The sequence below is a fragment of the Mucilaginibacter flavidus genome (assembly GCF_024055575.1).
In the GTDB taxonomy this organism is placed as follows: domain Bacteria; phylum Bacteroidota; class Bacteroidia; order Sphingobacteriales; family Sphingobacteriaceae; genus Mucilaginibacter; species Mucilaginibacter flavidus.
Window position 1 is genome coordinate 89,673 of the sequence record NZ_JAMXOE010000020.1, and the last position, 22,504, is coordinate 112,176.

Sequence of the window (22,504 nt, forward strand, 5' to 3'; positions counted from 1 at the left end):
TGCGTTTGCTGTAGCTAATTTAGAATTCTTTTTAAGTATAAGCGCAGCTATCAGCGATATTATGATGCCTACCGGAACAATTTCAATATAGGTCACATCGCTCTAAAGACGAAGTTTGATTTGTATTTCGCCATGGTAGCCGCCATTGCGGCTCCCTGCTTTTTTATTTCGGCAGCGCTTGCTCCGCTGGCTTTCAATTCAGCCACCATCTGGGCCGTGTATTTTTCGCCAAAATCAGGCACAAAGTAGCTAAAGTCTATCATCCATATAATAACATAAATTGTTGACGCGATAAGCGTTATCCAAAGGCCGATACCCAACCCCTTACCAAAAGTAATTTGGCCGTTGTTGTGTGTATCCCGGTAGTTTTTAATGGCTACAAAAATCAGGGAAAACCCCAAATCCATCACCTGGGAAAAACTGACCGGTAATAACACTTATGCAACACTGGGTACTACCACAGTTAGTTCGGCATTAGCCTATCAGTTTATCGATGCCAATCCCAAAAAAGGTATTCAGTATTACCGGGCGAAACTAATTACCGACGATGGCAGGATCATTTATTCTGACCTTGCTGCGAAATCAATAACTACGAGTTTAAGCTTTATGATGCCGGCGGAAGGTTAAACCTGGATAAAGCAATTAATGGATTGCGTAACACTTTCCGGCTAAACGTTAATCCCGGAGTTTATATTTATGTAATAACACTGCAAGGGAAAATTGTTAACCAGGGTAAACTGATTAAAATTTAGAGCCTGCTGCCTGCAATTAATTTAAAATAGCTTTATTGATAAGCGAACCTATTCGTTTGCGTCCACATATTAATTATCATAATTAGATAATGCTAATACACAAAACCAATGAGTCGCCTATTGTTTGATTTTTCCGCTCAATTACCCCGTGCGATGAAACCCGGGACGCCAGTCTTCACTACTTCATTGAATCGCTACATGGTCTCAATGCGGCTGATTTCATCAAAGGAGTTTTGCGGCAGTGAAGAGATGTCAAAATTCTCGCGCGCGGGCAGCGTTTTTTGGCGTGGTAAGCAAAGCCGTGCCACGCTGCAGAGCCCAGGGCAAAAGCACCTGGGCTGGCGTCTTTCCAACCCGCGCAGCAATTTCCGTAATGACCGGATGTTTGATAGGCCCTGTATTACTACTCCATTAAAATAAAAGGAAAAAGCCCTTAGATTTTCATCTAAAGGCTTTTCAATAATCTTTCCCATGGATGGGGTGTAAATGTGGTCCCGACGAGAATCGAACTGTATTCCCAAATCGCTGACTTTCAATATTTTGTAGCGGGCTAAATTACGTACTCACCGAATTACTCACCGCTTTTTTGATACAGATTAAGTGCAAATCTTAAAATATAAAGATAGGCGATTGATGTGATTTTCACAAGGATAAAACAATTGAAAAATCAATCATTTATGAGTTGAAAAGGCGATAGCGTTTTGAAGGCGGATGAAGTCTATTTGGATATTCCGGAAGGCTTGACCAAGCAATTCCGTGGGATACAGACCACCGATTTTTGTTATCTTTTTATAAAATAGCTATTATTAATCAATGAATTGATATAGTCAAAGTGTTACAGAGTTAGCGGTTTACTATTACGGAATATGGTGATCAACGGCTCCGGAATGTCCACATACAGTCGACACAAAGACAGAATTAACCCACGCTTTTAAAAAAGATTAATTACGACGAATTTTTCAAAGAAGTTTGTAAATTAGTCACCAATGAAATTCATGCTCAAACCTTATCTTTTTTTCATATTCTTTGCTTACATAATAGCGCAAACATCCTGTGACGCGATAATTGAACCATCGATCAGCAAGAAAACTGTACAACTGGAAGCTCCTGTTGAGCAGTACCAAAGCGCCAGTTTTACCATAAACTTTTGGTGGGACGAAGTTGAACATGCACTTTCGTACCATCTGCAAGTTGTATCGCAAACTTTTACCACGCCAGGAGGACTTATTCTGGATACCGTAGTTACCAAAAACCGCTTTTCTTTCAATTTCGATCCGGGAAAATACCAATGGCGTGTAGCCGCCCAAAATGGAAGTACATCAACTGACTTTTCTATAGCCCGGAGTTTTGAGGTTGAAGCATCGTCCATCAAACAGCAAACCGTTCAATTATCGTCGCCAGCAAATAATTTTATCACCAACCAAAGCGCCCAACTTTTTCAATGGGGCAGCATGTCTGGAGCTACAAAGTACCGGTTTGAAATTGATACCAGCAATTTTGTCAATGAAAGTACGGTATTGTCGAACCAGCTTGTACCTGGCACTCAAATAAATTATACATTCCTCAAAGACCAAACCTATCAGTGGCGTGTAAGGGCAGAGAACGATACAGCTCAGTCACGCTGGTCAGCCATTAATTCAATTACGTTCGATCATACCCCCCCCGATGCACCAACTTTATCGGCCCCGGTAAATGGCTTAAGCGTAAAGTTGCCGGTCACCCTCCAGTGGAACACCGTAAAAACTGCACAACGGTACAAACTTTATGTGTTTAAAAGTGATTCGACAACCGCATTCAACAGCAACTTTCCGATGGTGTTAAGTACAAACAGCTATACATTTAACCTGGGTAGTTCGGGCGATAAGTTATACTGGAAAGTATCGGCAATTGACGCCGCCGGTAACGAGGGCGCGGTAAGTGAACTACGGAATTTTGTATTGCAATAAGCCAGATGAAAAATAAAATGGTCACATATCTTCTGGGCTTAGTGGTAGCAATAGTCTGGGGCATTATCATCTACCGCATTTTCGATGCCGCGGCAGGTAATGACGACGTGGCACCCGGTCCGGCGTCTGTAAAAAAAGAAGTCTATGACGATTATGCTATTGCCAAAGACACAACACACTTGCTGCTGAACTATCACGATCCGTTCGGCTTAACAAGGCAAAAGGACACGGTGACTACTGTAAAAAAAATTAATTATAAACCTGCTGTAATAGCACCGAAACCTGCTATTAATTGGGGATTCATACAATACTCGGGGTATATTCGCAATCCGGCGTCAAAAAAGCTAATAACTTTAATCAGCATTAATGGCCGGAGCGAAATGCTTATTGAGGGGCAGGAAAAAGACAAGGTTAAACTGATAAAAAACCTGCGCGATTCCATTAAAATCAGTTATAACGGAAAAATAAAATTTATACCAATAAAGCCCGCTGCTTTATGAAAAAGTTAATCATTATCGTATGCTGTTGTATTACCCAAACGATGTTTGGACAGGACTTACCTAATTCAGGCTTCGAAAAGGTTAGGTTGCTTGACGCAGGTAAAGTAATTGTAGCAGAAATAAGGGTTCCCAACAAAAACTTGCATGCAAAAAAAAATTTATTTTACGCATGGTACCAGGCCAACGCCATCCACTCAACACAAGGCGGATACAACGGCAAGTTGCTGAACGGGCAGTACACTGAATACTACCAAAACAAAAACCTCAAAGAACAGGGCACATATAAAAATGGCTTAAAAACCGGTGACTGGCGCGACTGGAAGGAAGATGGGACATTGCTATATCAGCATACCTGGAAAGATGGCACGATGCTTCCGGATAGTACAGTTTCTTTTTGGAAAAGATTGCCTTTCATCCATAAAAAGAAAAGCCAGCCTGTTAAGGAAGCCCCAAATAGCTAAGCTAACATCATGGTTAAAGCTTCAGCCTTGTATATTGTAATTATCATTGCCCTTGTAATCGGATTGCTTTGTTCATCAATCATCGTTGCGGCTTATTATTACAGGGCGCAATACCAGGCAAAAGCAAGGTATTATCAGTTAAAAAGCAATCTCAATTCTGGTATAAATATTTTATTAGCCGGTTCAGATAGTTCCTCTGTCACCAAAAAAGCGCTGAACCTGTTTGAAGGTCAGGCCGATTCAATAAGTGTGCGAAGAATTTCATGGGGCGTATTTGACATTGGTATTGTTAAAGCATTTATCCAACAAGACACACTGTATAAAACTTTTTCGTTCGCAAATGCGATTGATTCAACTAAATGGGCGGCGCTTTATTTAATTGACGAAGACCGGCCGTTTTCCTTGAGTGGAAAAACCACCATTCGCGGCGATGTTTTTATACCTAAAGCAGGAGTACAAACAGCGTACGTTGATAATAAATCGTACGAAGGTGATAAAAGGCTTATTATAGGTACAAAACATAATAGCGAAAGAAAACTACCTGCCATGAATAATGCGAGGCTGGGACAATTTGAACAGCTTCTTGACCAGCATACAAATGGCGATACCACACTGACTAAAGCTGATTCCATTTCAAATTCTTTTTTACGCAAAGCGCTTATCTTCAATTTTAAGAAAAAAGCGAAAACAATTGAAAACACTAAGCTACAAGGCAACATTATTTTATTTTCGGACACAACGATAACCGTCGACAGCACTGCCAGTTTCAAAAACATACAGGTATACGCACGGGCCATCGTAGTTAAGTCAGGCTTTCACGGCAATTGCCAGCTTTTCGCCACGGATTCTATAAGGGTTGAAGCTAATTGCAATTTCAGTTACCCATCGTGCCTCGGGGTTATGCGCTTCAAAAACCCCGTGGTAAATAGCCAGCCCAAACTATCGATAGGAAAAAGCAGCACTTTTTGCGGGTTGATTTTCACTTACGATAAGTTGGACAAACCTGTGAAACCGTTAATTTTAATTGGTAACGATGTGAAAATTAAAGGGCAGGTTTATTCGTATGGTATTACACAGATGAACGATAAAAGCGAGGTCGACGGCAGTTTGTTCACCAGTCGTTTTTGGTACCGGAATACTTTCACCCTGTACGAAAATTACCTGATTAACAGTACAATTGATGCCAAAGCATTATCGCCATATTATGTAAGCAGCGACCTTGTACCGGTAGTTAAAAAAAGAACGAAAATTTTACAATGGCTGGAAGCAAATTAAAAAGCAAGGTGCAGGCTTCCACCATATTGGAGGTGGTCATATCGATGGTAATTATTGTCGTTGTGTTTGGCATTGCCATGATGATATACACCAACGTATTACGCATGTCGCTATCGGTAAAAAAACTAAAGGCGCAGGCTATACTAAATGAAATGGCGCAGAAGGCAGAACACAGCACTGCAGACGCAATACCCGATGTTATAGTAGACGACTTCCGGATAGAACAGGAAACAAAGCCATACAACGGCGATGCCGCCCTCCTCGAAATACATTTAACTGCTTACGACAGTAACAAGCAAAAAATAGCCGAATTGCAACAGGTAATAACCAACAGCAATGAATAAACACAAAGTAAGGGCATATACCATAATGGAAGTTACCATCACCATGATGGTTGCCGCCATACTTATTGGTATCACCTATAGTTCGTATTCCATAATTGTAAAATCCTATAGTTCGTTTACCAGCAAGAATAATGACATGGGCGAACTGGTAACGCTCGACCATTTGGTTAACCGCGATTTTGATCAGGCAAAAATCATAAAAAAAGATTCGGCCGGATTTTCCTTTGTAAAAGACAGCGCCTTAGTGCGGTATGAATTTTCGGGCGATTATATTCTTAGAAAAGCCGTCAGGATTGATACCTTTAAAATAAAAAACCGCGACGTAAACGCAAGCTTTGAAAGTATGCCGTTGACAGAGTTAAACGACAAAGCCGACCTGAATATAATAGACGCGCTTGATTTTGTATTGATGTATCAAAAGGATACCATTGGTTACCATTACCATAAAACATACAGCTCCGAAAACCTGATAGAAAAAAATCCAAATGCCATCAATTGATTTAAGCGGCTACGAAACCAAAAAAAAGGCGAAGCCATCCAAACAAAAGGATGAAGGCGGCCTTATGGCCCTGCTTAACCGCGACATCAGTTTTGGCAGCAAGGAACTGAGCGATAAAAAGAAAGAATACCTGTATCTCGAACTAAGTTCACTGCTGCAGGCCGGCATCAATTTGAAAAGCAGCTTTGAGCTGATAACTGCCGACCAGCAAAAAGTACAGGATAAATTACTTTACCAAAAAATACAGGATGCCGTTTTAACCGGCACCACATTTTCGCAGGCGCTACAGCAAACCGGCAAATTTTCGTTGTACGAGGTATACAGCCTGCAAATTGGCGAAGAAACCGGCAAACTGATTGAAGTGCTGCACGATCTGGCCAAATTTTACCATAACAAAATAAAGCAACGCCGTAAAATAACATCGGCACTTACCTACCCCTGCGTAGTACTCACCACCTCATTGGGCGCCGTATTTTTTATGCTGAAGTTTGTGGTCCCCATGTTTGGCGATGTGTTTAAGCGTTTTGGCGGCAAGCTGCCCTGGATAACCGAAAAAATCATCGGCATCTCCAACGCTATGGAAAATAATTTCTGGCGTTTTTTGATATTGCTGGCATTGATAATTGGCTTTATCCTGTTTACCCGCAAAACACCAAAGTTTAAAGAGATCTCCTCCAAAATTTTAATGCGTGTGCCGGTAGTAGGCAATCTGGTGCAAAAAATATACCTGGCGCGCTTTTGCAACTCCATGCGGCTGCTCATCAACGCGCACCTGCCCCTGCTGCGTGCAATTGCACTTATCAGGCAGATGATTAATTACTACCCCATCGAATCATCCCTGCAAAAGGTGGAGGACGACATTATGAACGGCAAATCGTTACATGAGAGCCTGGCGCAGTTTAAGGTTTATCCCTCCAAAATGATACAACTCATAAAAGTTGGCGAAGAAACCAACCAGCTGGACATGTTTTTCGCCAAAATATCCGAACAATACATCGACGAAGTAGAATACAAAACCAGCACCCTCAGCAGCATGATGGAACCGCTGATCATTATCTTCCTTGGGCTGGTTGTGGGGGTTATTTTAATATCGATGTATCTGCCGTTGTTCCAGATGAGTAATAGTTTTCAGTAGGGATTGATCATTACATTTTGGTCCTTGTTCATAAGGTTGAATGCGACCAAAGCGTTCCATTTTTTTACGGAACGGAGCGGAACATTGTGAAACTTGCTGATTATCAGTGGTATTTAGTTTTATATTTTTATAATATACTGATAGTCAACATATTAATTTGGGGTTTACAGGCGGGGTTTACAGTATAGCCCGACCCAATGGTAAATTGCTGGCATCCAATATATTATAAAATAAAAGGCCTTTACACCTGTAAACCCCGTTAAAATTTACAGAAATCGGACAGCGGGGCGCGTCTATGCATTACCTTTATACCCATTGTTGATAAACAGGTCAATCCAATTTACAACGGCAAAGCTCACGAAGTAAAGTTTGTTCTGGTCGTGGAATTTGTATTTGGTGCTCACGAGTTGAAGCTACATTTTTTGCTTTGGGTTGGCAAAACGGTTTATATAAAAATAGCCCGCTTTGTTTGTAAAGCGGGCTACCTAAATACTGTTAAAAACGCTGGCTACCTAAACGCGGGTCACAAGTACGTAACCTCTAAACGCCTCCAAGCTGCATACTCGCTCCTGAATGAAAGGTTTTAATATATCACCTAACAAGTCTACCAATCATTTTTAATTCCCTCTGTTATCAATAGACTATCGGCTTTTTGTTTTGATATTAGCTCCAAACTGTCTCCTTTCCGATATGTGAAGGTCATGATATTCAAACTTTTAATATCGGAGAATGTCGATGAAATTTCAATTCGTCTAAAGCTGTTATTTGCTGGTTTAAGAATATATAGATCTAATTCCTTCTTAATTTCACAATTAAAAAAAACAACCGTTTTTCCCTCGTGTCCAATGTAACCATGTTTCCGGATCCAATGCGCTGAATTTTCGTTACTGGACGCAAGGATCCAGCCCTCGGGAATTATCGGCGCTTTTAGTTTTTTCCTTAAAGGATTTGATTCCGGTCCTAACTTATATACACAAATCTGATCTCTTATTAAAGGGACAAAATGTGCAGCTATTGCTAATATAGGTATCGCAATAGCAAGTATCAACAACAACTTTTTAATTGTAACCTTCATGACATTATGGAGCTATATATTTCTTAATTATATTAAAATGACCCGCTGTCCGTAGACTGTGTCTACGGACAAATATGCCTGTAGTTTCTAACTACAGGAAACCCCCCGCTGTCCGTAGACTGCATCTACGGACAATTATGCCTGTAGTTTCTAACTACAGTATATCAAACAAACAGTCCACTTCAATAATCTGATCCAGGCCTGCATAATTGGATGCGCTGGAATAAATATAATCTTCCGCACGATAAACCAGGCCCGCCACAACCGGGTTTTGATGAATATAGTCTATCCGTTGTTGTATAAATTCGCGTGATATTAATTCAACCGGGTGATTATCGTGTTCCCATAATTGATAAGTGTCGTTACGCTGGTGCCGCGACGCATAATACTTAAATTGATGAAGCATCCATTCGCGGCGGCTTTCAACGCCGCTGTTTTCAATATCATCAAGTATCCTCTTTGAGGTATGTTTTTTGCAATCTCTTATAAAACCACTTACAGTAAAGCCTTCATCTACCGATACAATTAAATGCACATGATTTGACATGATGACATAGGCATGCAAATGCAGCCCTTTATTTTGCTGACAGAATTTTAACGATTCGATCACAATGTCGCGGTAGCATTGGCGGGTAAAAATGTCGATCCAGCCAACTACGGTAAAAGTAAGATAGTACATTGATTGCTGATCGCCAATGATATAACCTTTGCGAGCCATAAAATGATAAATTAGGTTGTGGTAAATATAAAAAAAATGCCTGTAGTTAAAAACTACAGGCATAGGCGTCCGTAGATGCAATCTACGGACAGCGGGTGCTTACCTCAATATCAACAACTTTTTAATACCACTTACATTTGATAACGTTGTAAACAAATAATATTCTGATTCGTTTACTGTATTATCTATAAATTGAGTAATTATAATGTCATCTTGATTAATCCCCAATCCAAACTGCGTACGATTCTTTTTTAATTTGACATTAAGGTTTAAGTTCAGCTTTTTTGATGAAACACCTTTTACCCATCTATTTCCAATAAGATTGTAAGTATCAACTATATCTCCGGCTATCGGATAAACAACATAGTTTCTTAATTCAACCTGTTCTCCGGAATGATTTGCTTCAATTATGTAAAACTCTTTTCTATTAGTACCGTTTTTCATTATCTCGTTTATGAATTTATAACGTATAGAATTAGCATTTACTTTTTCAGAATCATCAATACTAATCAACGCCTTAAAAGCCAATAGCCTATTTTTATAAAGAACCATTTCGGAATTGTTCTTTGCCAATTCAATTTGTTTATTTATAGATTTAAGAGTGGCCTTATTCCAATTGATGAAAACCACATCATTATTTACAGGCATTTGATTATTTTTAACGCCATTATTACAAGAAAAAATAAGTAAAAAATATAATAGTAATTGCATAGGAAAAATCATATAATTAATTTGGTTGTGCTCTTTCAACTACTCCTTGCTCTTTACGTATTTGAGAGTCTTTCTGTCGAACTAAAATTTCATTCTTAGTTAAGACACCCTTTTGGCCTGAATCAGGGTCTGTTTTATTCTGATCGATAGCCATATCTCTGCTCCCATCTTTATTCCTTTCTGCATGGGCTAATTCATGAGCTAATCCAATTTGAGCAGGACGTCCTGTAGACCCATCAGCATTAACGATAGTCGATCCCTTTCCATCGGGGTTATATTCAACTGTCGATCCTGTGCCTGGGCCATTTCCAGTTGCAGTTTTATTGGCATCCGTTTCATTATTGGCCGATGTCGAGTTACCCCCTGATGTTTCTGTTATCGTAACCACTTTATCAGATTTAATTAAACTTGTAACGAGTTCCGTTCCTATAGGTTTTTCATTGGTATTAGAAACACCGTTTTCTGCAATTTTAACTTGTCCATCGCTCCTTAGTTCCAATTTTGTACTTGAGAGCATTTGAAGTGCTTCAAATGCCTTTGCTTTGAATTCATCCGAGCCACTTAAAATTATATCTTTTGGCCCCATGCCATCAGGGTCTTCAAACCGTATCGGATTATCAAATCCATAATTGTACGGCGAATATCTCCGCATCTTCTCCGCCAGCGGATCAATGGTCGTCCACCTCCCTATCACCGGATCATAGAACCGCGCGCCATAATCTTATTGGCTACCATCAAGTTTTAACTTTGTCGGCTGTTTTCCGTTTGCACTTTCAAGGTGCCATAAAGAACGTTCGTTAGGGGTAAAGATAAGGGATAGTTTTTCATTTGCAAGGCCGTATGTTGGTCGTTTTTTTGCGACGGGGTGGCCGTGTTTGTTGATCATTTGTTAAAGCAAAGATAGCCTCCGAATCCAGGTCAGTAAAGGGACTTTCGCGGCATAAACCCGCAAGCTTTTCACGCACAGGCCATTTATTCCACGTTCCCTTGACAGCCCCGTCTTCTCCCGCTTTTGGTTGCTTAACAAAAGATCACCTGAACCCCTGATGATTTAAGATAGCTTCAGCGGGTGGTGTTTATTCAGGGCATCTTTCAGATCTTCCAGATTATTGGTCTGGTATCGCTCGGTAGAGCTGATGTAGCGGTGGCCCGCCATGTATTGAACCGTCCGCAGATTCTTCTCTTTCAGCCATTCCGTTATCACGCTTTGCCTGATCTGCATACCATGTTTATACTTCGGGTTCAACTTTCTCAAAGCATAGTTGAGATGAAGGATGCTGTTTTTCATATCATCCAGACTGTTTATGCTGATGAAAAGACGGTGTATATCCTCCGTTGCTTTATATTTATCAGGCTTTCTGCCTGAACGGTCGGTCATGCGCTCCGCCAGTATTTTAGGCCGGATCACCAGGATATATTCCTGTAGCTCCAGTATTTGATGTGGTTCAAGGCTAAGCATCCGGCCATTAAGCTTGCCCGTTTGTGGTACGTTTATTTTCCCCTCTCTAAGTTTCAAGTGTTCCGCGCGTAAGGTTTGAAGTTCGTCCCTTGTCAATCCCTGGAAAACGAGCAGGCCGATCATCACTTTATTCCGATGTGTGCGTTCATCATTTATAGGGTAGTTTTCGTAAAGCGCTTCCAGTTCGGGCTTGGTCAAAAGGTCATGGGGAATGTACCTGATAGTACCTTTCAGAATAACACCGGCAGCCGGGTTATAGCCTGTTCGCCCCTCATGTTGCAGCCAGGTGTAGTAATACCTGATGGCCAGCATCACCCGGTTGATCAGGCGGATGCTTTGGCCATCCTGTTTTAGCTTCTCGGCAAAGTCTAACACATCTGCATGAGTAACCTGTTCTGCTGCCAGGCTTGCCTCTTCGATCCATTCCAGGAAGATGCCTGCATAGTTTTTATTCTGATGGATGTAGTTTTTGCCGTATTGTTCTTGCTCCAAATAGGTATGGTAGCTTTTCAAAGCTTCCAGGATATCCGGGGCAAACTTATATTTGTTCATGCTTTAAATGCGTATAGATCTGTGTACTTTCCATGCTGCTGTGCCCTAAAAAGCGCTGTATCTGCTCTAAAGCCATTCCTGAGTGTAATAAGTGACTGGCAATGCTGTGGCGCAACGTATGCAGACCTGCTGGCTTCTTTATACCTGCCACTCCTTTTAACTTTTGCAGCCGCTCATAGGCCATATGGCCGCTTAGCCGCGTTCCGTTAACGCTCAGCAATAAAGCATTATCCTTTTTATCACCGGCCAGTAACGGACGAGCGTAAAGGATATAGTTCTCCAGGTCCGTTTTGCCGGTCCCTGCCAGTGGAACGTAACGCTCTTTATAGCCTTTTCCTTTGCGAACGTAAACCAGTTCTTTATCCAGCAGAATATCCCGGACATTGATATTGGCACCTTCGTTTTTCCGGAGGCCGCATCCATAATATAAAGCCAGTATGGCTTTATCCCGCATACCCAATGTATCATCCTTTGCAGCCTCGTACAGGCTGCTGATTTCAGCAAGGCTAAGAATACATTTTATATTGGTGCTTTTACCTTTGATGCGCACTTTTACCGCAAAGCTTTCCTGCCCGCCCTCGGTGAGATAACGGCTGAACTTGCGGATCACCTGTAAGTGCTTGCGGATGTAGTTAAGGCTGATCGCACCGGCTGCGGTTTTGCTTGGCCGTTCGTGCAGGTGTTCAAGGTATTTTTTCAAATGTTCCTGCTGTATGTCGTGCGGGTGGTTGCAGTTTTGAATCTCTAAATAGACCAGGAACTCGGTTAGGATTTTGGGCATATCCCGTGGGCTGCTTGGTTCAAAGTTGAGGATACGCAGCCATTGGGTAAAGCCCGCCAGATGGCGGATATAGAGCGGATTTTTTAGTGTGCCTTGCATTTTCTACTGCTCGTGGGTTACTGCGTCTTTCTCGCTGGTATCCTGCATTTTATGTAACCCATCAGAGCTTTGGGTTACTGGTGGGATACGGGTTACTGATTGTATGTTTTCCATAATGGATTTTACCATGCCCTGTGCATCATTTGCCAGGTTTTCAAGGTCGTTCCAGCTTTGTATTTTGTATTCAAAGCCCTTGTAGCGGCTACCACGGGCTATTTTAATATAGCCCATCCGTTCCAGCTCATACAGGTAGCGACCTATACTGCTCGGGCTTAACCGGAATGCAGCCCGTACTTCCTTGCTGTAAAAGGTTTCGGTGTCCTGTTCTTTCAGGTACGTTTTTAGCTTTTCAAAGAATGAGCGACAGGCATCGTTTAACTCGTCGCTCTTTTTAAGCAAGGTGGTTTCCAGTAAGCTAAAAGCGGCCTGTATGTCCTCTATGGTCGTTTCAATATACTGCTCCCCGGTGTCCTCGTCTGTTTTTAGGTCCCGTTGATATTGGTGATAATAGGTGACCGTTTCGGTAAACAGTAACAACAGGAGCATGGTGCGCCTGGGTTTGAATACCGCCTCCGGTAGCTGCAAATAAGGGGCATAAGGATTTTTAACGCTGATTGGCTTTAACATGCGCTGCACGTTTTTAAGCTGTTCCCTTACTTTCTTTTCCGCGTACTGGTCGATCAGTCCGGCGCTCATTTTACGCTGGTAATCCATGATCTTGACATCCTGCTCCGGGCTATTGTCCATGTACAGCAGGATGCAGCGGTTAGCATTATCTTCGTACATCTGCTCCCTGGTGGTGCAACCGCTTATACAAACAGGTCCTTCTACCTGGAGGGTTATCGTTTTGAGATTTCCTTTGCTGTCTTTCAGGGGTACCGTTTTGGAGATCCGGCGCTTGCTCTGCAGCTCCCTGATCGGGTAAAGCACATTATCTGCGCCGTCCATATCTTCGAGCAACAGCAGCTTATATTTCAATTCCTCTTTGCCGAAGTAATAAAAAGCATTCATGCTTAGCGTGGTGATCTCCAGCTTATCCTCTTCCGGGATAAGTTCACCTACTTTCTCTTGTAACCAGGTCTTGCCGGTGCCGCTTGCGCCCAGGCATAACAGATGAAGCGGTGTTTCACGGGTTCGTGATGTATAAATAAGATAGGCGATCAAAGCATTGATTTCCTCACCTACGATCCCGCTTTTGCCGATGGCCTGCTTTGTTCTTTCCAATAAGTTGGCTGATTTCAAATACCCTATGGCCGCTTTACGCTCGGCTTCGGTAAGCTGCTTCTTTTCCGGCTGAATGGGTTTCATGGCCTCCAAGCGTTCTGAACGGTATTGCTCCAAAGCGGCAGTCAATCGGCTTACGGCCGTACCGATCTCGCTCGTTCCGATGTCGAGCGCCTCTGCTGATTTCTCGATCATCTGTTCGGTTTGAATACTGTTGTACAGATCCAGGCTATGACGGAAGGCGTTTTGTTTGTCTTCTGTACTAACAACCTTTAATGTCACTTTCAGGCGGTCAAGTCCTGTCAGTTTGATCCCGCCAAGTATGCTGATATGCAGCTTACCATCCAGGTAAAGCAATAACTCCGGGTTTTCCGTGATCAGTTTGGTTTTGGTCATGAATAAAGTTTATAGCTTATTAATCAACTACCAAAGCTATCATATTTGATTAATTAATCAAATATACTGTGTTTTATCATTGCCTGTTTGAATAATTTATCATAACGCGAACGATTTTGCATATTCTTTTTGCGCAGATAGCTAATGCTGTATATCAGATAGGGCAGGTTTATAGATTTTGAAAGGGAATGTAAGCCTTGACTTATCAATTAAGATGCAGAGTTATTATATTTGATATATTAATCAATTTGTATTTGCTTACATCACTGGACAATTTGAATAATCAATCATCATTAGCGAAATTAGTTGTGCTATCAGGCATTTACATGAACATTGGCGACCAAATAAAGAGGATAAGAACTGCTAAGAACCTTTCACAGAAAGAGGTGGCTCTATCTTTGGACATGGATCAGGCCCAGTTTTCACGTATTGAGAATGGCAAGACTGACCCTGCCTTCTCTACCATTGAAAAGGTGGCCCAGGCATTAGGCGTTGGGCTTGCCGAACTGGTGAATGCTGACGATATGCTCACAGAAGTAAACTCCTATGATAAATCTGTCATTGAGAAAATGGCTTTGATCGATCAATTAGAAGAAAAAGAGAAGTCGGCCTTTTTTACAATATTGGATGCCCTGGTATCTAAAAAGAGGCTGAAAGATTCGCTGTCGGAGGCCCTTAATTTAGCTTAAATAACAAAGCCCGGTGTGGCCGGGCTTTGTGTAAACTATTCCTTACTTGAACTTTTGACAAGTTTCATATACTCGTTTTGCATGAGATTTGCCATGCTTTTATCTATCAATCCAATACTCTTATATAATACATCGTATTGTTTTTTAACATCTTTATGATCAGGATGAGGGCCATCGAATAAAAACCGCCAAAAACTACGTATTTCTTTGTCTTTATATTGCTTAAGTAAAGTAACAGTCAAGCCAGGCTTTTCACTTACGTGACTTAAGATGCAGTCTTGTAACGCATTTACAGCATCAGCATCCCAATGTCCGTTTATGCCTAACTTTATAAGTTTACTGAAGTGTTCTGTCGTTGGTTGAGTGGAATTTAACTTACAAAACAAACCAATGTGCTTCTCATATAAACTATATAAAGGCATAGGCCCTGCTTTATCGCTATAACCATAAATTGAGTTAAAGGATACAAAGTTAGTTGGAAATGCAGCAAAAAACAGTTTGGCGTATCTGACGCTATCTTTCCCTTGCACTTTATTAAAATCGTCTTTCAGCGCTTCAGTTTGGCTGTTATTTCTATTCTTCGCTTGTGTATTGTTAACCTGTCCTTTACATGAAATTACATGTATAAAAACCAACAATACCATCAAGGCTAAAACGGCTCTATTTTTTTTCATCTGGTTTTGGTGGAATAACATTATTGATATTTACTTGGACATTCTCAGGCTTCTTAGCTTTAATATTGTCATATATTTCCTTCGTTTTAGCTTTGCTGCCTCCTACTGAGCCTGCTGCTTTGGTACCCCCTGGCAATAGGCATCCTTCCGTATCAACCCCAGTGTTACCCGGATGAATGAGGATTGCTCTGTCCTGTGAAACCTGGTCATTGGATAATACATAGCTATCAGGATGCTTTTTAGTATTATGATCATCAACATTATATGTTCCTTCTGGTATTCTCTGATCTTTGCCGGAAGCACTTGTAGAAGGGCCTCCGGGCTCCAAAATGAAGCCGGTTATCTTTGTACCAGGGATATTAAAGGTACTTGTAGTCGAATTAGCTGTTTCTTCAATTCTAAAAGTATTTATGTTTTCACCTACACAATCGGCAGGTCTGTCGATTGCTATAGTTTGAGTTGATGTAAACACTCCTTTTTTATCAGTTGTTCCTATATTATACGTATCTGTTACATCACCTCCACAGTCACTCACTTTTGTAATAGTCCCCGTTTTAGTATCAACATTAAATTCATCAGGCGGTGGTGCAGCAAACATCCCATCGACATCAATAAACCTGATAGGATTATTTAATCCATAAGAATAAGGTGACCATCTTCTTGATTTTTCTGCTAATGGATCTAAGCTTGTCCAACGAGCAATTACAGGATCGTAGAACCTGGCACCATAATCGTACTGCCCCAACTCCTCCTGCAATTCTTTCTTATTGTAAAGATATTCATTTTTTGGATTTAATACGTTACGGTTAATTTCCATCCCAAATGGCAGGTAGTCATCATTTTGATAAGTTACTACCGCTCCCGTTTTCGTTCCAAAAGTCACCCTGGTATTGCCCAGGTTGTCGCCGAGGTAATATTCATAGTTGTATCCTGCTCCGTTTGGTACCGCTTTTCCTTCTTCGGTTTGTATAAAGCTAAGGGTATCAGTTGTCGTGCCGTCATATTGGATGCCGCCTATATAATCGGTGTTATGGGTTATTGTACTTGCCCTGCGGAGCTTATTTCCTGTGGCGTCATAAGTGTAAGTAATGGTTTTTCCACCTGTTATATTTTGCGGCAGGTTTAATAAGTTATAAGCTATTGTAATCCCTTTGCTGTTATCGGTTTTTACGTTGCCGTTACCGTCATAACCATAAGCATGGCTGCCTGCCGGATAGCCTGTAGTTCCTGCATCTAATGATCTGTCATTTACGCTTTGCAGCTGGTTGGTACTGCTGTAGGCATACACCATGCTGTCAATCAGTACATTATTGTACACCCTGTTCAACGTATTGATATTACCCATTACATCATAGCTTATTCCGCGTTCAGCAAAGTGGTCGCTTGATGCGCCAGATGTAAGCCTGTTCAGCTTATCATAAGTGTAAGTATAGGTATTTGAATTCGGCGCTGCTGCCGTTCCCCAAAGCTGATAGGCAATGTTGCCATTGTATTGCTTATTGGCGCCTGTATTATATTGCAGCTGCATCTGGAACAAACCAGCGTTGCTGCCAGTCAGCCAGCCCCTTTCGTTGTAGGCATAGTTAATAGGCTGTAAAAAGGTAACACTATCCGTGCTGTGCAGGTTTTTGGTTTTTACCTGCCCAATTTCGTTGTAATCAATTTTACTCAACAGCGTTTTTGTAGTGGGCGAACTTGCACCATTTTGTATCTGCTCCCAGGTCTTTAGCTTACGCCCTGCGTGGTCGTACAAATAAGTATTGGTTATGGTCAGCAAGGGGTTGGTGGCGCTGGTGGTGTTCCAGTGTTTTCTAACCGTGGTTGTAGGCGTGTTTGTAAAATCGTAGGTGCTGCTTATTACATCGTAATTACCGGCATTCAGCGTACCGCCCAAATAATGCTGCTGGTAAGCCGCGAAACTCCTGCCAAAATAATCGTAATAGTGGGCACCCCATAACATATCTGTTGGGGTATTTAGCACCGCTGTTTTGGTGGCCACCAGTTGCCCCCGTGTACTTAAATCAGCTCCCGATGGTGGGGTCGCAAATTGCGTAGGTAAACTGGGTGCATTGGCGTAGCTGTCATAAAAGCTCCAGGTAAGCGGCGTTGTGCCGCTGGTAGGCCAGGCTACATTTGTATACCCAGTACCCGTGGTTTGTGTCTTTTCAAACAGGTTGGTGTTTATGCCGGTTAGCGTTGTTTGCAACGATGTCCTTGATGTGGCGCTTGCCCATATCCCGGTATTAATGGCCCTGCCCATTCCGTCGTACTTAATATATATCCATTGTCCGGCGGCGCGTTGCAGGCTGTCCTGCGTGGCAACAGGTTGATCCATGTTATTATAAACAGTATATTCCCAGCCTTTGCCCGGCAGCTTTTTCTGTATCATTCTGCCTAACCCATCATACTGGTACTGGTAGCAAAAGTTATTCAGTGTGGTGCTGCTGATGGCCGCTGTGCTGTCGGGCTTGGCCCCCGGCGGCAATACGAACGCCAGGTGCCCCATATCGTCATACACATAATACGTGCTCAGCTGTTGTAAAACACCTGCTGCATAATTAAACACCCGCTTTAATATTACTTTGCCGTCAACGTCCTTATACTCCTCCATGGTACCGGCCCTGCCGCTTACCCAGTTTTCATCTTTGCTGATGGTTACGGTAAGCGTGCCTGCCGCGTACACTGCTGTGCCGCCGCCGTTGCGATACAGCGTTTGGTTGCCCGGGGTGCCAATATTGGAGCCGTATATTGCCACGCGCCTGCTGTTTACCGAATCTGTGGTATAAATAATGCTGTTGTTCGAGCTGTAATCCATTTTTACGGTATGCTGGCCAAGCTGCCAGTCGTTGCCCGGCGCACCTTGTTCAACCGGCCGGTTTAGCGGCGAGTTATCAAACGCGGTTGGCGCATTGGCATTGGGTATGGTGGCCACATTATCGGGCGGCGCGCTGTAAAATGTTTGCTGCGCTGTGGTGGCCGATGAACGCAGGCTGCCTGCCGTGCCCGTTAATGGTGTGTAAGGCAGGTATTTGGCAATCTCGCGCCCATAAATATCATACGCCTGCGGCTGTATCATATCATACCCGAAAGGGCTGGCCATAACCTGTATGTTTTGTATGGGGCGGCCTAATCCGTCAACATACTGTATGCCCTGCATTAGCTGGCAGGTGCCCAGGCCATTTAGCTGGCTTTCGTCGGTAAAACCGGCCACGCGCGGGCTGTTACTGATAATGTAATTAGCATTCAGCGTTGGCGTAGTGGTAAGTGGGATGCAATCAACCGACACTATTTTTGCGGTAAATGGCACCGTGGTGCTAAAGCCGGCGCTAAGTGTTATGCTTACATTGCTGGTATAATTACCCGTGGTGCCTGCCGCCGAAAGAGTTACCGGGCCAACAGTTTGTGCATTTATGGCGGTAAAGCAAATGGTTAACAAGCTGGTTAACCATAAGCTAAGTTTTGTTTGTTTTTTCATGACCATGGCCTAGTTAATGGTTAATGTTAAGTCCGAACTGCCTGTGGCTACCACCACGGTGTTAAAGCTTGCACTGTGCACACTTGTTTGCGGCGTGCGTGTGCCCATGGTAAATGTTGCCGTAAAGCTGCCTACGGGGTTAATACTTACTGTAGCATAGGTGCCTGCCGGCACGCTTACCACCGTGCTTCCCGTAGCCGGGAAGTTATAGGGCGTAGCAATACCGCTGAACGTGGCCTGGTACCCCGAGTGCCCGGTATTGTTGGTTAGCGTGTAGGATATCATGTTGACCGGACAACCACATACTGTATTCGCCTTTATCTGTCCGTTTACATTAAGGTCGTACGTAGCTTCGGCGTTGGCGTCGGCGGTAGTTACAGCATAGTACTTATTTGCCGGCACCGAGTAGGTAGTACTGGTTGGTGAGGTGCCCGCCGGGCAGTTATCGCGCGTAAAAGTAGTAGCGCCGATAGCAGCATTGCCATGCGTCTGGTCGTAAGTATGGTAACCATAATTTTTTACAATATTGCCGGCCCAGTCTTTAGTGTTTTTCAGGCGCGAAAAGGCATCGTAATCAAAGTGGTTGATAGCGCCTTTGGTATCGGCAATGTCGCTGATGCCATCGGTGGCATAGGCGTAAGTCGTCATTTGCGCATCTGTTGGGTATATGCGCAACTCATCGATGGTGGTCGTTCCGCTAACTGTAACAGTACTATTACCGGCCGGCACGGTATATTCATAATAGGTCCAGCTGCCCGTTGAGCGTAGCGGAGTACCGGTAAGGCTGCTGCCGGCGGTTACCGTTGGTGCGCCGTTATTGCTCCACACCGATACCACGTAGCTTTTACCCGCATCCATGTTGGGCGATGTAACTGACCCGCCCACCAGGTTATAAACCCGGCTGCCACTCGGCGCGGTTGGGTCGGTAACCGTAGGGCCGGTATAATTCCAGCCGTTATGACGGGGCGCTTCAAAGCTGGTGTAGGCTTCCTGCCCACTTGTCGTATTACTAAAGGTGGCATTTTTAACCTGCCCTACCGGCAGCTGGTACTCGTAATCCCATAATATAGATACGGGGGTACCATTGCGTGGCGTGTATTGCGCGATGTTATTTTGGGTATCGTAGGTATCAAAGCTTATCATTTGCGCGTACCGGCTGTCTTTAGTTAACGCGCCCGAGGCTACACTGGACGGGGTAAAATCGGTAACCGGGGCCGTTATATTTAATATGCTCACCTTATCGGGTACAATGGAATTGGCTATGTATCCGAATTTAAACTGGTTTAATTGTGCCGAAGTTGTTTTGGCTGCAGCTGCGCCTATTTTGTAGGTTTCCGATTTTTCTAATCCATCGGCCCACATATGACGGTTTACCATGGTATCAATTACCGCATTTCCGGTTGGATAATTAAAGGCATATTTGTTACTGGTAGTGCGGGTATTGCCTTTGCTGTCAACATGGGTGGTGCTCGCAATTTGCTGGTGAACAATGTCGGTACCATAATTATATGCCACTGTACTGCTTACCAATTTGGTGGTATCGGCAAGGTCATAGGTTGTTGTGGTAGTACCTGTTAAATAATTATCATCCGATGCGATACTATAGTCATCAAACGGGTAGGCATCAGAGTCGTTATCGCCACCGAGGACGTGTTCCGGGTGAGCTTGGGTAACAACGCCGTCCGATCGTTTAGACTGGCCTACAACCATGCCCACATCCGCATAAACCGTATCCTTGAATGCTGTGTATGTATTGGTTGTTTTCTTAACAATTTGATAAGTGCCATTGCTTTTGTGCAAGTAATCTGCCTTGGTAAGTAATTGCCCCCGGGCATAAAAGTAATCTAAAATAGTAGGCACGCCTGTTGAAGTTGCGCTGCCCGACCACTGGTCGGTCGTATCTCTGAATGTATAAACACTTTTTCCGATATTGGTTCCCGGTGTACCGGTATATTCGGTAACATTGGTATAGGCGACCGGATTGCCGTCTGTAGGTGTAAGGTTTAATGCCGATTCGGCCAGGTAGGTTCTTACTCTTTTTGTGGCGTTTATCCCAGGGTAACCCGAAGTGTTTACCCAGTTTCGGGCTGTTATGGTATGTACAAAAAAGCCATAGTTAACAAGGCCTGTAAACCCCGCTGTCATAAAATTGGGCAGGGCAGTATTGTATTGATATGTTTTTAAAACAGGGATGGAGCCGATATTGTCGTAGCTGGCAATACTGTCAATCCGTAAGCCGCCGGTAAAATGCGTAGCACCATAAATATCTTTGTACCGGTTGGTTTGATAGCCAAATGTGGTGTATCCACCGGTTGGGTAGTAAATTGTTTTTAACACGCCCGCCTGCATATAGGTGGTATCGGGGTTGCGGCTGGTCGAGTCGCTACTGCCAATGGTAAGTGGTGTTGGGGTGTCGCCGAGATGCCCCTCAAATTGAATAACTTTCATCGGTATCAGCGTGGGGTTCGAAACCCCGTTCATTTTACCGTTGTAATAGCCCCAGTAGTCTTTTGAATACGAGCTGTAAGTTGGCACAAGCTGCTGGTTATATGCAAACCGGTAACGTTGGGTAACGGCGCCGGCTTTATCCAAAACTTGTAACGAGTCGAGCCTTAACCTGCCGGCACCACTTGGATAAGCATTATAATAGTTTTTATAAAAAACGATGGTTTTTTGCAATTCATATGCTTTTTGGGCATAGTTATAAGTATATACTTTTATGTTTTTTAGCCCCTTGTTATTCAAATCGGAGCGGGGTGCATCATCAAGCGTAAAAGTAACCTTCCCGTTTTTAAAGGTAATGGTGCTGATGTCCTGTTCTGTTATTCCCGAACTAGTATTACTATCAGACACAACCGGGATTAAATTGGCATACCCGGAAGGTGGCGTACCGTAACTATAAATGAGGCTCTGCTGGTCTTCTACGGTTACAGACTGGCCCCTGTCGATAGTTGTCACACTTTGGCTGGCATAGCCAAAGTTTATAGTATCCCTGCCATTCTGGCCAATCATGTTTTCCAGTTTCCAGGCGGTTATATTAGTAGCGTCAACCCCTCCTGATACAGATGGTGTGGAGGTTATCTCCCTGGTATTGTAGCCTAAATTGTATTTGGTACCGTGCTCATCAACAATATTGAAACACATATTGCCCGCCGAGCTCGATTTTTTGATGGCTAACGGTGCATATGGTATAGTTTCAATTTTGTAACTATCCTTTACATTAAAAAAGAACTTACCGTTATGTCCGGGCAAGTCATACGAGTAAATATCCGGCCTCGTATCGTATTGATTGTTGTTAGGGTTGTTAGTAACGAAATACAGCCAGTCGATATCAGCATCTACTGCAGTTGGAGCCAGTGTACTGGCATCACGAAAGCTGCCAAGATAGCCGCCATTGTCATCCGACCGGCCTAACACATTCCGGGTCACGCCACCGCCACCCGTATTAAGCGACCATCCTGCGCCCACCCAGCTTGCCGGTTCATTAACCTTAAGCCCCGAGGCGTGGTACGAAAGCGTAATCGGCACCTGCAGGCTGCCTGCTTCAACCGTATACAAAGGGATTGAAATTTCAGGCAAGCCGCTAAACAGGTTTACCGGGTAATTGCCATATTTATCAAATGCCTGCGAGTTTGGCGATTTTTGAAACACCGTGGGAATAAACCCCTGCGATTGTGCCATCACCTGCATCACCGTAAAGCAAAGCGCAATACATAAACTAAAAAGTATCTTTTTCATA

The 22,504-nt window shown here is 43.2% G+C and carries 22 protein-coding genes and 1 pseudogene; 11 read left to right on the forward strand and 12 right to left on the reverse strand.

Going from position 1 to position 22,504, the window contains the following annotated elements; genetic code table 11:
* Positions 1–92 precede the first annotated feature (92 nt).
* On the reverse strand, positions 93–401 hold the full coding sequence (locus NAF19_RS23285) for a DUF4199 domain-containing protein (protein WP_252792753.1): 309 nt from the start codon (positions 399–401) through the stop codon (positions 93–95).
* Between NAF19_RS23285 and NAF19_RS23290 the strand changes: the two genes are divergently transcribed.
* From NAF19_RS23290 to NAF19_RS23330, 10 genes are all read left to right on the forward strand, one after another.
* Positions 373–627 carry a hypothetical protein gene (locus tag NAF19_RS23290; RefSeq protein ID WP_252792754.1) on the forward strand — a complete coding sequence of 85 codons (255 nt, stop codon included), beginning with the start codon at positions 373–375 and terminating at the stop codon, positions 625–627. The two genes, NAF19_RS23285 and NAF19_RS23290, sit on opposite strands and share 29 nt — an antisense overlap.
* Positions 628–641: 14 nt before the next feature.
* Complete coding sequence (locus NAF19_RS30855) at positions 642–752, forward strand: hypothetical protein (protein ID WP_370362912.1); 111 nt, start codon at positions 642–644, stop codon at positions 750–752.
* Positions 753–860: 108 nt separating this feature from the next.
* Complete coding sequence (locus tag NAF19_RS23295; RefSeq protein WP_252792755.1) at positions 861–1,172, forward strand: hypothetical protein; 312 nt, start codon at positions 861–863, stop codon at positions 1,170–1,172.
* 566 nt (positions 1,173–1,738) lie between these two features.
* The gene (locus NAF19_RS23300; RefSeq protein WP_252792756.1) at positions 1,739–2,698 is read left to right on the forward strand and encodes a fibronectin type III domain-containing protein; all 960 of its coding nucleotides are present in this window, start codon (positions 1,739–1,741) and stop codon (positions 2,696–2,698) included.
* A gap of 17 nt (positions 2,699–2,715) precedes the next feature.
* On the forward strand, positions 2,716–3,198 hold the full coding sequence (locus NAF19_RS23305) for a hypothetical protein (protein ID WP_252792757.1): 483 nt from the start codon (positions 2,716–2,718) through the stop codon (positions 3,196–3,198).
* Positions 3,195–3,659, forward strand: coding sequence for a toxin-antitoxin system YwqK family antitoxin (locus tag NAF19_RS23310; RefSeq protein ID WP_252792758.1), 465 nt, complete (start codon positions 3,195–3,197; stop codon positions 3,657–3,659). Before NAF19_RS23305 ends, NAF19_RS23310 begins: the two co-directional genes overlap by 4 nt.
* 9 nt (positions 3,660–3,668) lie before the next feature.
* Positions 3,669–4,934 carry a hypothetical protein gene (locus tag NAF19_RS23315; RefSeq protein WP_252792759.1) on the forward strand — a complete coding sequence of 422 codons (1,266 nt, stop codon included), beginning with the start codon at positions 3,669–3,671 and terminating at the stop codon, positions 4,932–4,934.
* Positions 4,916–5,278, forward strand: coding sequence for a hypothetical protein (locus NAF19_RS23320; RefSeq protein ID WP_252792760.1), 363 nt, complete (start codon positions 4,916–4,918; stop codon positions 5,276–5,278). Before NAF19_RS23315 ends, NAF19_RS23320 begins: the two co-directional genes overlap by 19 nt.
* Positions 5,271–5,777, forward strand: a complete 507-nt coding sequence (locus NAF19_RS23325) for a PulJ/GspJ family protein (protein WP_252792761.1) — start codon at positions 5,271–5,273, stop codon at positions 5,775–5,777. Before NAF19_RS23320 ends, NAF19_RS23325 begins: the two co-directional genes overlap by 8 nt.
* Positions 5,764–6,912, forward strand: a complete 1,149-nt coding sequence (locus NAF19_RS23330; protein ID WP_252792762.1) for a type II secretion system F family protein — start codon at positions 5,764–5,766, stop codon at positions 6,910–6,912. The genes NAF19_RS23325 and NAF19_RS23330 overlap by 14 nt, the downstream gene beginning before the upstream one ends.
* Positions 6,913–7,516: 604 nt before the next feature.
* Here the strand turns inward: NAF19_RS23330 and NAF19_RS23335 are convergent.
* From NAF19_RS23335 to NAF19_RS23365, 8 genes and pseudogenes are all read right to left on the reverse strand, one after another.
* Positions 7,517–7,987 (reverse strand): hypothetical protein, encoded by a 471-nt coding sequence (locus NAF19_RS23335; protein ID WP_252792763.1) that lies wholly within the window; start codon positions 7,985–7,987, stop codon positions 7,517–7,519.
* Positions 7,988–8,141: 154 nt separating this feature from the next.
* On the reverse strand, positions 8,142–8,705 hold the full coding sequence (locus tag NAF19_RS23340) for an REP-associated tyrosine transposase (RefSeq protein ID WP_252792764.1): 564 nt from the start codon (positions 8,703–8,705) through the stop codon (positions 8,142–8,144).
* Positions 8,706–8,804: 99 nt separating this feature from the next.
* Positions 8,805–9,353, reverse strand: a complete 549-nt coding sequence (locus NAF19_RS23345; RefSeq protein WP_252792765.1) for a hypothetical protein — start codon at positions 9,351–9,353, stop codon at positions 8,805–8,807.
* 79 nt (positions 9,354–9,432) lie between these two features.
* A complete protein-coding gene (locus NAF19_RS23350) occupies positions 9,433–10,002 on the reverse strand; it encodes a M91 family zinc metallopeptidase (protein ID WP_256484440.1) in 570 nt (189 codons plus the stop codon).
* Positions 9,994–10,137: pseudogene (locus NAF19_RS30610) on the reverse strand (RHS repeat-associated core domain-containing protein); the annotation flags it as partial. The pseudogene NAF19_RS30610 and the gene NAF19_RS23350, both read right to left, overlap by 9 nt.
* 330 nt (positions 10,138–10,467) lie before the next feature.
* A complete protein-coding gene (locus tag NAF19_RS23355) occupies positions 10,468–11,427 on the reverse strand; it encodes a tyrosine-type recombinase/integrase (protein ID WP_252792767.1) in 960 nt (319 codons plus the stop codon).
* Complete coding sequence (locus NAF19_RS23360; RefSeq protein WP_252792768.1) at positions 11,414–12,307, reverse strand: tyrosine-type recombinase/integrase; 894 nt, start codon at positions 12,305–12,307, stop codon at positions 11,414–11,416. The genes NAF19_RS23355 and NAF19_RS23360 overlap by 14 nt, the downstream gene beginning before the upstream one ends.
* Before the next feature lie 3 nt (positions 12,308–12,310).
* Positions 12,311–13,927 carry an MTBMA_p00010-related P-loop-containing protein gene (locus NAF19_RS23365; protein ID WP_252792769.1) on the reverse strand — a complete coding sequence of 539 codons (1,617 nt, stop codon included), beginning with the start codon at positions 13,925–13,927 and terminating at the stop codon, positions 12,311–12,313.
* A gap of 254 nt (positions 13,928–14,181) precedes the next feature.
* On the opposite strand from NAF19_RS23365, the gene NAF19_RS23370 reads away from it, so the two are divergent.
* Positions 14,182–14,616 (forward strand): helix-turn-helix domain-containing protein, encoded by a 435-nt coding sequence (locus tag NAF19_RS23370; protein WP_252792770.1) that lies wholly within the window; start codon positions 14,182–14,184, stop codon positions 14,614–14,616.
* 35 nt (positions 14,617–14,651) lie between these two features.
* Here NAF19_RS23370 and NAF19_RS23375 read toward each other — a convergent pair whose 3' ends face one another.
* Genes NAF19_RS23375 through NAF19_RS23385 form a run of 3 tightly spaced genes read right to left on the reverse strand, consistent with a single transcriptional unit; the run spans position 14,652 to position 22,503 of the window.
* On the reverse strand, positions 14,652–15,290 hold the full coding sequence (locus NAF19_RS23375; RefSeq protein WP_252792771.1) for a hypothetical protein: 639 nt from the start codon (positions 15,288–15,290) through the stop codon (positions 14,652–14,654).
* Positions 15,277–18,765, reverse strand: coding sequence for a DUF5675 family protein (locus NAF19_RS23380; RefSeq protein ID WP_252792772.1), 3,489 nt, complete (start codon positions 18,763–18,765; stop codon positions 15,277–15,279). Before NAF19_RS23380 ends, NAF19_RS23375 begins: the two co-directional genes overlap by 14 nt.
* A gap of 9 nt (positions 18,766–18,774) precedes the next feature.
* On the reverse strand, positions 18,775–22,503 hold the full coding sequence (locus tag NAF19_RS23385; protein WP_252792773.1) for a DUF5977 domain-containing protein: 3,729 nt from the start codon (positions 22,501–22,503) through the stop codon (positions 18,775–18,777).
* Position 22,504: the final 1 nt, after the last annotated feature.